Source organism: Segatella copri (assembly GCF_009494395.1).
Classification (GTDB): domain Bacteria; phylum Bacteroidota; class Bacteroidia; order Bacteroidales; family Bacteroidaceae; genus Prevotella.
The window spans coordinates 1-12432 of record NZ_VZCB01000027.1 but is presented as its reverse complement, the minus strand read 5'-3'; the positions used below and the strand labels follow the sequence as shown (position 1 = coordinate 12432).

Annotated in this window: 11 protein-coding genes and 2 pseudogenes; 2 read left to right on the top strand and 11 right to left on the bottom strand. The window is 36.7% G+C overall.

What is annotated here, in order from left to right; genetic code table 11:
- Positions 1 to 114: 114 nt before the first annotated feature.
- Together F7D73_RS03130 and F7D73_RS03125 are read left to right on the top strand one after the other, a co-directional pair.
- Positions 115 to 381, top strand: a complete 267-nt coding sequence (locus F7D73_RS03130) for a helix-turn-helix domain-containing protein (RefSeq protein ID WP_153122248.1) — start codon at positions 115 to 117, stop codon at positions 379 to 381.
- An 86-nt stretch (positions 382 to 467) separates the two neighbouring features.
- Positions 468 to 1079 carry a sce7726 family protein gene (locus F7D73_RS03125; RefSeq protein ID WP_153122247.1) on the top strand — a complete coding sequence of 204 codons (612 nt, stop codon included), beginning with the start codon at positions 468 to 470 and terminating at the stop codon, positions 1077 to 1079.
- Here F7D73_RS03125 and F7D73_RS03120 read toward each other — a convergent pair.
- The 11 genes and pseudogenes from F7D73_RS03120 to F7D73_RS03070 all read right to left on the bottom strand — a co-directional run bounded on the left by F7D73_RS03120 (position 1059) and on the right by F7D73_RS03070 (position 12377).
- The gene (locus F7D73_RS03120; protein WP_153122246.1) at positions 1059 to 2147 is read right to left on the bottom strand and encodes a beta family protein; all 1089 of its coding nucleotides are present in this window, start codon (positions 2145 to 2147) and stop codon (positions 1059 to 1061) included. The two genes, F7D73_RS03125 and F7D73_RS03120, sit on opposite strands and share 21 nt — an antisense overlap.
- Before the next feature lies 1 nt (position 2148).
- A complete protein-coding gene (locus tag F7D73_RS03115) occupies positions 2149 to 2703 on the bottom strand; it encodes an ImmA/IrrE family metallo-endopeptidase (protein ID WP_153122245.1) in 555 nt (184 codons plus the stop codon).
- Positions 2704 to 2706: 3 nt separating this feature from the next.
- Positions 2707 to 3345 (bottom strand): hypothetical protein, encoded by a 639-nt coding sequence (locus F7D73_RS03110; RefSeq protein ID WP_153122244.1) that lies wholly within the window; start codon positions 3343 to 3345, stop codon positions 2707 to 2709.
- Between the two features lie 242 nt (positions 3346 to 3587).
- Positions 3588 to 4721, bottom strand: a pseudogene (gene rfbB, locus F7D73_RS03105) (dTDP-glucose 4,6-dehydratase).
- 258 nt (positions 4722 to 4979) lie between these two features.
- Positions 4980 to 5589: pseudogene (locus F7D73_RS03100) on the bottom strand (sugar nucleotidyltransferase).
- 111 nt (positions 5590 to 5700) lie between these two features.
- Positions 5701 to 6840, bottom strand: coding sequence for a glycosyltransferase family 4 protein (locus tag F7D73_RS03095; protein ID WP_153122243.1), 1140 nt, complete (start codon positions 6838 to 6840; stop codon positions 5701 to 5703).
- Positions 6841 to 6870: 30 nt separating this feature from the next.
- The gene (locus F7D73_RS03090) at positions 6871 to 8145 is read right to left on the bottom strand and encodes a hypothetical protein (protein ID WP_153122242.1); all 1275 of its coding nucleotides are present in this window, start codon (positions 8143 to 8145) and stop codon (positions 6871 to 6873) included.
- Between the two features lie 41 nt (positions 8146 to 8186).
- Entirely contained in the window at positions 8187 to 9146 is a 960-nt protein-coding gene (locus F7D73_RS03085; protein ID WP_194256832.1) for an AbiH family protein, read from the bottom strand.
- Between the two features lie 24 nt (positions 9147 to 9170).
- Positions 9171 to 10322, bottom strand: a complete 1152-nt coding sequence (locus F7D73_RS03080; protein WP_153122240.1) for a hypothetical protein — start codon at positions 10320 to 10322, stop codon at positions 9171 to 9173.
- On the bottom strand, positions 10312 to 11811 hold the full coding sequence (locus F7D73_RS03075; protein WP_153122239.1) for an AAA family ATPase: 1500 nt from the start codon (positions 11809 to 11811) through the stop codon (positions 10312 to 10314). Before F7D73_RS03075 ends, F7D73_RS03080 begins: the two co-directional genes overlap by 11 nt.
- Positions 11812 to 11888: 77 nt before the next feature.
- A complete protein-coding gene (locus F7D73_RS03070) occupies positions 11889 to 12377 on the bottom strand; it encodes a hypothetical protein (RefSeq protein WP_153122238.1) in 489 nt (162 codons plus the stop codon).
- Positions 12378 to 12432 lie beyond the last annotated feature (55 nt).

Sequence of the window (12432 nt, the reverse complement as noted above, 5' to 3'; positions counted from 1 at the left end):
TCTTAGTAACAGGTAATCTCAAACACTTCCCAAAAGAACCGCAAGTGATTACAGCAGCAGAAATGATGAAAATCCTAGACAACGAACTATAAACGCATTTTATATTTAAGCGTCATGATACAGAACAAATTATTCCGTGATTGCCTCGCTGCGATACCTGCCGAGCAAAAGGCAGAGTTCGATTTGTCTTTCGGTATTGCCGAGCGCATTAGTGAGATTCTGAAAGCCAAGCGACTCATCCAAAAGGATTTCGCCCGTTTGCTCAACAAGCGAGACTCAGAAATCTCCAAATGGCTAACAGGCAGACATAACTTCACGACTCAAACCATTGCTCGTATAGAAACAGCTTTGGGTAGTAAACTCATCAGCATAGCCCATTGATTGGGCTATGCGCCAAATATCTATAGATAAGATATTTTAAACAACTCTGTTACAAATAATTTAAATCTTTGCAAAATAGAAATTGAATGAGAAAGAAAACAGCAGAACATCTAAAATGCAGAATTATTGATTTTCTTCTGCAAATATATCCAAACATAATTATTGGGAATGAAATTATGTTTGGAAGTAGCCGTAACTCTGCTGACTTGCTAGCAATTATTGACAATCAAATTATTGCTATTGAAATTAAGTCCAAAGATGACAACTTAAAGAGACTTCCATATCAGATTGAAGAATATTTAAAAGTCTACGATAAGATTATAGTATTTTGTTCACAAGACAAAATTGATGAAACAAAAAGAATCATTGACGGAAAACCTGTTGGGTTATACTGCATCAGTGAAGATACCATCAAGAAGCAAGAAAGGCCAAGAACCAACTTTCATGCAACAAAAGATGAGATGCTAGCATCAATGCCAATATCATACCTCAAAAAAGCATTTAACGTAAATTGGAGAATGAACTCGGATGATGCTAGATGTCTTTTATCTAAAAAATCAAAAAAACAGATACATGAACATTTACTTAAATTTTATATCAAAAAAATAGAACCCTCGTTCTCCTTATACATGAAAGATAAAGGAGTCATATCTTGCGTAGATGACCTTCCTATCTTGTCACGAGAGGGCACGTTTTAAACGATTTAACTGTTGCATTACATGGATATTCATTCTTACTGAAATCCAAAAAGAAGGGCTTGAAGAAGGAACTTTGTCATAAGCGCATTGACGTATCATATCCGTTCCCCACACCTTCAAATGATGTGGGAAACGCCTATCTTTCATTACCAATTTAGCTACCTCCTCATATGTAGAACTGTATCTAGACACTTTGCTAGGCCGTCTTAGTCGATAGTAATATATATTCTCCTCTAGTGGTACATCAATACGTGGAATCCAGCCACGAGCCATAACAACACCATCATTTCTTTTAGGATTTATAGAACCATAATCACCATACACGACTTTATCATATATTTCATGACATGCCTCAAAGACATCTACTTCAGAGATTCTAAATATATCAGTATCATCATTACCTATTTCAGAAATATTGTTAGGGAAAGATGTTCCACATATTATTATGTCATAATTACATGATAACAAGCTACGAATATTTCTTATACGAGCTTTACACTTCTCAGCAACATTATGTTGCATTGCTTGCGCCATATAACCACAATCTATGAGAACAAAAAGTTTCTTGTCACCAATTTCGTGCCGTATCAAATCCAAATCATCATAACAATCTTCATCTTCTATTGCACACCTGTAAAGAACAACACCAAAAGCATCTAACAAAGAATGAATTTCTTTTTTAAAGTTTTCCTCAAAATTATCATCATCGTAGTTCATTACCAATGATGGAATTATGGAGCTAAAAACATTCTCATCTTTAAGATTTAAAAGCAATTGTACCCATTTTTCGTACCCATTTTCGAAATTATAAAGACTATCGGTTTCTTCACTTGCCAGATTTTCATCACTTGTTACATCCATTGCAATTTGTCTTCCTTTCAATTTATTTTTGAGTTTTGAAAGTCTCAAATCGAACGGATATGAAACCATATCATCAATCGTTCTTTTTCGACCACGAGTTAATTCTATCAGCGGCAAAACTTCATCAAAAACTTCATCTTCCAGATTCTCTACCGCTCTGATTTCAGCTTCTCCTGTTCGAACTATCAAAACATACTTTCTGTCCATATTATTTCACTTTATAACCTAATTTTTCCACTTTATATTTCATTGCAGCTGCAGACACGTCAAACTTTTCCGCTAATTTACCTATATTACGAATACCATTTTTTATAAGCTCATTAACTTTATCGTCAGGCATCAGCAAAGCTGCAGCAAAATCATTAGCCATATATTCTAATGAGTCCATATTATTTCCTCTAAAGAAAGTCGAATCTTGAAACTCTGTGTTTTTTTCTTTATGCAATATATAATGAGCCAATTCGTGCGCAAGAGTAAATCTTTGTCTTTTTGGATGCTGTTTACTATTAACTGTCATAATCCACACGCCATCTTTATAAGACAAAGAACCAGAAAGATAATTGTCCATGGGTATTTTTTTTATCAATATAGGAGCATTCTCTTCCCGACGCGAAATTTCTTGAATAAGTTGTTCTATATCCAAGGCATCCCCATTATACATTCCTTTTTCGGTAGCCAACTCTTTGATTTTATTTATATCCGACAACAAAGTTGGTTCCTCAAAAACATTCACCTTTTTATTTCGTTTTCCTCTTGTTCCCATACGCTAATCATCTATATTTCTATCTGTGACAAGTTCGTCATTTAATTCATATAACGTATTTATGTCGTCTTTTATTTTATCAACATCAGCTTTTAACACAATTGCGTCATCTTTCGTTATAGCCCAATCTTGGACATCGCTAAGTATATAATTAATAATTTTATTTTGTATAGTTACAGAGTCAGACAATTTCTCTACAACAACTTGCTTCAACTTTTCTTCAAGGACTTCTTCCTTTTCTTCCAATTCTTTCTTAAATTTTTCATTCAATGCGAAATAACCAAAAATACTGAAAAGTATGAATAAGCCTACCAAAACACTCACCAAGGTATTATAATACTCTGTAATGTTTGACGCAAACTCGGAAGTTGTAAGAATTTTACCTTGTTCATAAAGACTTTTCAACTCTTTTTCCTCTGATTCGAATTGTGATTTATGTCTATTGCCCCAAACTAAATGACGTGTTGAATCTATTTGCACATCTGCTTTTTTTATGTACAAACTACCATCAACAACGTAAGAAGGTGATGCCACAAATGTATTTTCACCAACAAATGGACTATGACATCCATGCAAGAAAAGACAAACCATCGTTACTACGATAGCAAGAAGGCCAAATTCAAAAATACGAAACTTTATCATAACAATCTATATAAAAACGTCATATAAGAGCAGTAGAAATTATATCCTCACTAATCCTCAGGCGGTCCCATCCCGCACAAGATGGCGAAGGGCTTTGATGCCCCGCCAACCATAAAGCGAAGCGGTTTCGAGCACCGGAGGGCGGTTACATCCTCTCTCTTCGGGCAAGAGAGAGGCTTGATGAGAGATGTGGAGCCTTCCTTAACGGTAAGGAAGGACGGGTAGGTTTTCGAAAAAAGACATTATCTGTCCTTATACATCTCCTCATAATACTTCTGATACTCCCCAGAAGTAACATGATCCATCCATTCCTGGTTATCCAGATACCATTTTACAGTTTCCTCGATACCCTCCTCAAACTGGAGAGATGGCTCCCAACCGAGTTCCTTCTGAAGCTTGCGAGAATCAATGGCATAACGCATATCGTGACCCTTTCTGTCTGTTACATAAGTAATCAAATCCAAGTCAGCACCCTCAGGACGACCGAGCAATCTATCAACGGTCTTGATAACCACCTTGATGATATCGATATTCTTCCACTCGTTAAAACCACCGATGTTGTAAGTCTCGGCAATCTTACCCTTATGGAAAATCATATCGATGGCACGGGCATGATCTACTACATACAACCAGTCGCGCACGTTCTCACCCTTACCATATACTGGCAATGGCTTGCGATGACGGATATTGTTGATGAACAGCGGAATCAACTTCTCAGGGAACTGGTATGGACCGTAGTTGTTAGAGCAGTTGGTCACGATGGTTGGCATACCGTATGTATCGTGGAAAGCACGGACGAAGTGGTCTGAGCTTGCCTTAGATGCTGAGTATGGAGAGTGAGGATTGTACTTGGTAGTCTCTACGAAGAACTCCTCGCCGTAAGCCTCGTGGTTCTTACCGCTGGATGCCTTTGTAGTGAAAGGAGCAGGAATGCCCTCAGGATGAGTCATCTGCAAAGCACCATATACCTCATCGGTAGAGATGTGGTAGAAGCGCTTACCCTCGTATCCCTCAGGAAGACTCTCCCAGTAGATCTTTGCCGCCTGGAGCAGAGACAGGGTACCCATCACATTAGTCTGAGCGAAAGTGAATGGATCCTTGATACTTCTATCTACATGGCTCTCGGCAGCGAGATGGATGATGCCATCCACCTGATAGTCCTGCATCAGCTTCAACATCAGGTCGAAATCACAGATATCACCCTTAACGAAAGTATAGTTAGGCTAGTCCTCGATGTCCTTGAGGTTAGCCAGGTTGCCTGCGTATGTCAACTTGTCGAGGTTGATGATGTGATACTCAGGATATTTGTTCACGAAAAGTCTTACTACGTGTGAGCCGATGAAACCAGCACCGCCCGTGATTAATATATTATGCATACTTACTAATTTATTTTTTAGGAATCCCTCAACCTTGCGGTCCCATCCCGCAAAAACTGGCGAGACCTCTGACGGTCCGCTAACTTTAGAGCGTAGCGGTTCCGAGCACGCCAAAAGTGTGCGGTTACATCCCCGCTTCCTGAGGTTTCTGTCCCCCGGAAACGGGGGAACCGAAGGGGGTGTAAAGACCATTGAGAGGGGCTTGGGGAGAAAGTGGAGCTCCCTTTGGAAAGGGAGACGGAGGGATTTGAAAAAAGTTTAATATTCAAGATTCTTTATCAAAGAAGTTTCATTCTCATCGAGAATGGAAAGGAGATATTTGCCATAGTCATTCTTCAGCATTGGCTGAGCATTCTCACGCAACGTATCACTATCTATCCATCCTTGGCGATAAGCAATACCTTCCAAGCAAGCAACCTTCAAGCCCTGGCGCTTCTCCAAGACTTCGATAAAGGTTGAAGCCTCAGAAAGGGAATCATGGGTTCCGGTATCAAGCCAGGCGAATCCTCTTGCCATGGTCTGTACCTTCAGCTGCTTATCCTTCAGGAACTCCTGGTTTACGGTGGTGATTTCCAACTCACCACGAGCAGATGGTTTGATATGCTTAGCTACTTCCACCACCTTATTAGGATAGAAGTACAAGCCTACCACAGCATAATTGCTCTTTGGATGCTCAGGCAATTGCCTTGCTCATCAAACTCTGCCACGCCATATCGCTCAGGATTGCTTACTCGATAACCAAATACAGTAGCTTTGTTATTGATAATATATCATCGGTTTATCGAAGATAGGTATCAGCTGCTTGCTGATACCCTTTGTGATAGGATACAAACGTGTAACTACTACCTGCTAATACTATTCCCTTCATTGTCTTAAATATTAAATGATTAGTATTTGTTTTTTTCATGCTGCCATCCTCCTTTCTTCACGATGGAGGGTTGTGTCATAACTGACAGATACCAGAATTACATTATCAATGTTAGTCTTTAGGAGGACAAGATTTGCCCCCAGATCTCAGATTATAAACCATATTATATTGATTTTGCAAGTATTTAATTCTATTTTCTATGAAGAATTCTTCCAGGAACAAAGCTCTAGATTTCTCCTCCATAGAAGTTCTTAATTCTTTATCGTTTACGAGTTGGATAATCTTATCAGCGTAAGCATCAGCATCCAAAGGCAGGAGATAACCATTCTCCCCATTTCTTACGCAATCATTATTTCCAACTACATCACTGGCTATAATTGCCTTGCCATTCGCCATAGCTTCAATGATAGCCAAAGGCAAACCTTCATAAAGAGCTGTAGATATATAGAACAGCGACTTACGCACAAACTCCTGGCAATCAGTATGATTAATCCAAGGTTCCAAGCGAATGGATTCTTCCAATCCTAACTCATGCATTTTGGCTTTCATTGCATCCAATTCTGGAGAATGATAGCCAACACCCAGCAAGATAAATTTGAGATTACATCCTCTATCCTTCACCTTCTTAATGACATCAAGCAAAAACAAAGGATTCTTCTGGTAGCATGGTCGCCCGATATAGCAAGCATAAGGCTCAGATATATCAACCATCTTTCCCCTTTCGAGAGACGAATCAGGCACGGCATTATGCCAAACCAAGGCATGCTCTTTAGAATAACCAACCTCCTTGATTGCCATTTCCTGTTCTGATTCCGAACAAGCTAATACGTATGTCTCGAAACGAGTCAATCGCTCTATGGTCATAAACACCCATCGTTTCAACTTCGAAGGAGTACATAGATAAGAGAAGGCATGAGGCGTATAAAATGTCTTCACACCTGTAATCCATCCCGCAGTTCTTCCGATGATACCACCCTTAGCACTATGGCAATGAATCACATCCGGTTTCTCCTTCCTTATAATCTTGACAGCTTCTATCAAAGCCTTCAAATCATTCAAAGGATTGAGCGAGCGGAACAATGATATAGGGTATTCTTTCACCTCTATACCATTTCTGATAACAGGCTGATGCTTATCATCCTTACCACAGACAATGACATACTCATTATCTTCCACATTATTATATATAATAGAGTTCCGGATATAAATATCCAATCCTCCTATCATCTGACCAATATGTAATATCTTCATAACTAATTATTCCATTTTTTAGAGTTAAAATTAGCATTTGGAAACATTCTCTCTGTCTCTTTTAGTAGCGAAAGCAACTATTAACGGAGTTAATAAGCAATGATAAGCAGTATCATATTCTTTTTGGAATTGCATTACATCTTCTATAGATAGCAATTCGTTTACCTGTTCTCCTTCTGCAAAAATAGACTTTACTCCATTCTTATTGATTTCGTAGAAAGCAAGTGCTGTCTTTTTAACATTTTGCTGACGTTCAATATAGGGCATCCCCATCAAAGCCTCAACATCCCTTACAGAAGAAACAGAACCATAAGAAACAAACTCGGACACATAATACACTGATTCTATATTCTCGCTTATAACCTTTAATGCTATTTCATTAATCTTACGATAAAACGTAGTTCTAAGAGATGCATCAAACGAAACTATAGCCACAGTGTCATCAGCATACTTAACAAAGAACGTTGGCGCAATATGTCTTTCTTGTTTCAAATATATCTGAGAATGTATCGATACGAAAAAAGCAAAATCCTCATTTACTTGTCTCTGAATTCCTAAATTCTCATATATTTTTTCTATTGGCATCTTGCAATAAGGAATATTTGACTCTAAAACCTCTCCTCCAATAAACTGGTGTTTTTTAGTCAGATAACAATAATCTCGTACAAAAGTAAAGTTGTTGTTTCTTATGGAATTAGCCAAATCAATATTCTTATTCAGCAAAGCTGCGCACGTTTCATCGGAAACCTTTAAATCCTCATACATCGCTACCATAAAAGCCATCATCATCTTTATAGCTTTCATCGACAATACAAAGACATCTACAGTTTTGTCTTCTTCTGTAAAGAAATACATCACAGAGAAATTAACCTCTACTGGATTCTGTTTTTCCAAATCGGCTACTAAGTCATTTTGAAGTTTTTCAAACGGCTCATCAAACTCTATAGTATATTCTTTCTCCAAGATGATTTCCGATGAGGTAGCCAAATATGCCATCACTAATAAATGTTTATGTAGATTGAATGGTTGCTCATGAACAGAATCATTTCGTTTTTTTTTCATCCAACCAGAAACAGACTCATCTTTCAGCAAATAATCTTTCAAATTTTTCTGATACACAGGATTACTATTTCCACCTAATGACTTTTGTAAGGCAAATGTAGAACTTCTGTACTCAGTAAAGAAGCCATCTAAATCTGAGATATTATCATTGAAGTCATTAGATACTGAAAAATTGTTCAAATGCCTTAGTGCACTATAAACTTTTTGAAGAAACGGAAGTAATGTTTTATCATTTTTCTCCATAATTGCTATTTTTACACGCTGCTAATATGCTAAATCAAACACTAGGATATATCAGCAAAGAACTCTTTAGTTTGAAGCCTTTTAATTTCATGCTCCCTATATTGAAACCAATCACGTAAAGCATCGTTCGTTTCCTGTTTTTCATCAGAAGTACAAAAGATATTCAATTGATTATTCTGAAACAACATGGAAGTCCTACCATGATTCATTTTGTGAAGAGTACGCATGATTTCCATTCTTGAAGTCTCATTATAAGTGAAGATAGTAATCGTTTGCTTTTCTCCAGGCTCCAAGTTCTCCTCACATTGATGCTTAAAGAATGTCTGAAAGTAGTGATAATCGTTGTCGCCAAGAGAATGGCCGAAGAACACTACCTCGTCTGCGTCTCTCAAATCAAAACCTACAGGATGACTTGAATAATGGGGATTAAAGCTTTTCCTCATGAAATCGTATGCTCCATCCACGGTATCTACTTCGTCATTTATACCCAATATAGCTGAGTTATCAGACAAACAACCATGTACATACTCTATATTAGACAATTCAGGAAGTTCAAACTGTCTTGTAACTCTATTCAAATCAGTATAGTTAAAAGAATAAATCTTACTAAAAGCAGAGTCTTGACAAACTAAAGAAAAGACTTTAGCAGCTAATGTATCTGTCTTTACGTTTTTTCTTTGAACAGACTGTAGGTACGAAATCATTGAGGCAACTATAATTTTAAAATCTTGGGCATCTTCTTGCGCTGTCGCAGGTATTAATGCTCTATAAGATGAAACTGTATTGCCAATCTTTTGAACATAATTAGCAAGTTCACCCTCTAAATCAAACCATTTCTCTATTTGAGATTTTTGGCTTAAGTATCTATACAACTGGCTTTTCAAGTTCTTGGGCCAAAATTCGCTTTTAGCAAAATCTGAATACCTCGTATTTCTACCTAAATCAAGATCAAAGCCGTTACCGATAATCAGCAAACGCTTCGGTATTTTATTTTTTTCCATATTCTTCATATTAAATATGCATTACTAGATTCTACATTTTAGACAGCAAGTCCAACTAAACATCAGCTGTCCTATATTTTTCCACTCTTCTTGTTGAGCCGGAGTCAATTCGTGCGGAGTTATAGAATAAAGAGAATCTATCATTTTGGGGTTGTATTTTTTTTTCTCTTTTACATAATTGATATCCCCAATAGTCAAAGACAATAAGTTCTTTCCAAATCCTTTCTTTATAGGTTCCTTTCCTTTGATTTCTTGATCATAATTTTTCTTATTCTGGCATCTTTGCCATATAGAGTTGTATTCTGTGAAAATAGAGGTATCACCCAACATTTCCTTCCAATATTTGTAGACTTCACGATGCCACAACTCACTCAAGCACAATCCTATTTTCATGTCGAAAAAGGAAGAATCATACTTAAAAATTTCCCAAAAGCCATTTTTATCTCCAAATTGCTCAACTAACTTGCGAGGAATCAAATTTTCAATTTCCCTCACTTTGTTCATGACATAAAGGCGGCAATTAAACGGATTAAACGTTTCTATTGAATTCATCATATTTTGTGCCGTTTCGCCAAAAGTCGTATCATCATTCCACTTTTTATCACTATCAGCGATAGTAAGGCAAAAGTGCTGTTTCCGTTTTATTTCCATTTGCAGGACTTTGTCTATTGTCACTCCACCTCCCATTAAAGGATAGAAATTAAAAGCAATATCAGAGTTTTTGGCATTACCCCGTAGAATATAGTTATTAGTATAATAATAAGCAAGATAAGTAAAGAAAGTCGAATCGGCTAAATTTTCCGTCAACACATACGTTTCTACCCATGGTTCAAATTCAGAATTCTTAGAAGGAATTACCCATATTACGCCTCCTTCATCATCAGCTTTAGGCTCATAAGAAATCACGCATTTAATAGACAATTGGGCTATTACTGTATTATACTTATACCTATAACTATTGTAACGGTATAATGCGCCAAAGTTTCCTTTTCCCATCATTGCCGTCAATTCTTTACACAAATCTGTATTTGTCAACAAACATGGAACAGACACTATATGTTTTCCCTGCTTGGCACACAATGCCATCAAAAGGAGTAGATCTAAAGAATCATTTATTTCGAGTTCTTTTTTTCTGATGGCATCTCTAATGACATCCTCTTTGATTTCAATATACATTGTCTGAGAAAAAGCCAAACGGCCAATTAGTTAAATATCCTTCGTCGTTAAAAGATGAAGAAATTACATCTGTATCAAATCCTTCCTCCTTTGCATTGAAAAGCATAACATTTACATCATCAGTCTTTAAGTAAGAGTTGTCATCCATTATCTTGATACCAAGTCGATTAACAATCACTTCACTATGAGTTTCAACTATGATGCGTACATCCTTCTTTTCCTTATGACATATAGCTATAACCTTATCCAACATATCGACAAACAAGCCCTGAAAACGAGGATGAAGATGGAGTTCCGGTTGCTCTATAGCTATTATATGCGATTTGCAGAAATCATCCTTCTCATCAGTAGCAACGCAATCCATCATAATAGCCTTCCAAAGTATCGTCAAGATAGGAAGGATTTGTGTATATCCAAATCCCACATCTATTAAGTTTCTCTCTTCCTTGTCTTTCTCCTTGACTAACAGCTCCACATGACCTTCACCTGATGATCTTAGCTTTAGCTCAAACTTAAATATTGGTAACAACCAATGCTCATTGAAATTTTTAAAAGCATCCGCAGAAAGACCATTAAAGAACATCGGCAAATTACCTCCATCGGCATCAATACTATCCACAGCATAGTTATTATATCTATAATACCTTTGCACTATTGCTCGCAAAGGCATTACATACGTCATTTTCTTGCACAAATGGAGCATATAAAAATTAAGAGAATCTAAGAATGTATTTATTGAAAAATACATTGCCATATTAGACATCGTTTCTATATCAGCTTCGCTTAATTTACCATTTCCTTGCCTACTTATATATTTTTTCAAAAGAGACTTATCAAAGCTATAGCGATACCTCGGTGTAAAGAATATATGACGTTCATCTTTTGCAGAAACCTTTTTTATGATATCCTGCATTCTTTTAAATATTTTAAAAGAACGTTCGTCGTCAAATCCTTCTTTGTTGGGCATAAATGCAATTTTAGGAAAAAGAGAATTTGTTAATCCCCATTTTATTACGTCACCAATTTCAAGAGACCTTATACCATTAATAACAATATAAGCTGACCTATCAGAATTAAAATTCAGCTCAAAAACATTGCCATCAAAGGAGATAATCATTTTTTGAAGAATATCATATTCCCGTTCTGGATCATCTTTACCAATTTCTAGGTGCAAATGAACATCAGAAACCTGACCTCTGAACATTTTGAAGTCTGTATAGATAGGAAGATTCTTAATATCAAAGTCAACCTCTATAGGTTTATCCCTGTCTTTTACTACATTATCAAAGTCATTGAAATCTATCAAAGGCCCCTGCCACAAAAAGAAACCTCTTACAAACTCAGAAACACTTTGCTTTATCAAGCCAAAGAATTTCAAGAAAGAACTCTTTCCACTACTATTGGCACCAACCAAAACAGTAATATGCTTTATGTCCACCGCACCAGTGTCATCAAAGCATCGGTAGTTTTTAATTCTTATATTGTCCATAACAAAACTATTGATTTAAATTACCAAAAAAACAAAAACTATATCTCTTAATGTTCCCTCAGTAAACTTCCGACTCATTAAGGATGATTTTGAATATACGCACGTATTTTTCCTTCTAAAATGCCGACTTTAAAACAGACATTTCCTGAAGCTGGCATTTCTGTTGCTAAATCTGGATGCAAAGTAGTTGTTTTTTTATCAACTGCAAAATCAGCAGGATTTGCCGTAAAGAAATAGCATATCTCTGTTGGTTGAAGTTTGTTTAACAACGAAATAAAACTTACCCAGATATAACTATCCTTGTATGATTCCTTACCACGAGATGGAGTTATATAGTTTCTTGTTCTATAATCAGCATTAGTCGCAAAGCTCTTCTGTCCTCTTAATATATACGTTTTTTGCCATATTTTTCGAACCATTTTTATGACTTTATTGCTTACATCAAGGAATTCTATTTTTTGTGAGATAACATTTGCTTGTTGAGCATTAGCCATATAAGCCGTTTGGCTTTTCACCTCATCTTTTATACGTTGTTCTGTAAGTATCCGCTCAACGCCGTATTGCATATCTCAAAATAATGTTGTACCTTTGCACGGCGGCATCATTTTTCTAATTTTGAGA

Bases quoted from the DNA above. Each gene is read 5' to 3' on its own strand.
- F7D73_RS03130 (WP_153122248.1), top strand. From the start codon at position 115: ATGATACAGAACAAATTATTCCGTGATTGCCTCGCTGCGATACCTGCC.
- F7D73_RS03125 (WP_153122247.1), top strand. From the start codon at position 468: ATGAGAAAGAAAACAGCAGAACATCTAAAATGCAGAATTATTGATTTT.
- F7D73_RS03120 (WP_153122246.1), bottom strand. From the start codon at position 2,147: ATGGACAGAAAGTATGTTTTGATAGTTCGAACAGGAGAAGCTGAAATC.
- F7D73_RS03115 (WP_153122245.1), bottom strand. From the start codon at position 2,703: ATGGGAACAAGAGGAAAACGAAATAAAAAGGTGAATGTTTTTGAGGAA.
- F7D73_RS03110 (WP_153122244.1), bottom strand. From the start codon at position 3,345: ATGATAAAGTTTCGTATTTTTGAATTTGGCCTTCTTGCTATCGTAGTA.
- F7D73_RS03095 (WP_153122243.1), bottom strand. From the start codon at position 6,840: ATGAAGATATTACATATTGGTCAGATGATAGGAGGATTGGATATTTAT.
- F7D73_RS03090 (WP_153122242.1), bottom strand. From the start codon at position 8,145: ATGGAGAAAAATGATAAAACATTACTTCCGTTTCTTCAAAAAGTTTAT.
- F7D73_RS03085 (WP_194256832.1), bottom strand. From the start codon at position 9,146: ATGGAAAAAAATAAAATACCGAAGCGTTTGCTGATTATCGGTAACGGC.
- F7D73_RS03080 (WP_153122240.1), bottom strand. From the start codon at position 10,322: ATGTATATTGAAATCAAAGAGGATGTCATTAGAGATGCCATCAGAAAA.
- F7D73_RS03075 (WP_153122239.1), bottom strand. From the start codon at position 11,811: ATGGACAATATAAGAATTAAAAACTACCGATGCTTTGATGACACTGGT.
- F7D73_RS03070 (WP_153122238.1), bottom strand. From the start codon at position 12,377: ATGCAATACGGCGTTGAGCGGATACTTACAGAACAACGTATAAAAGAT.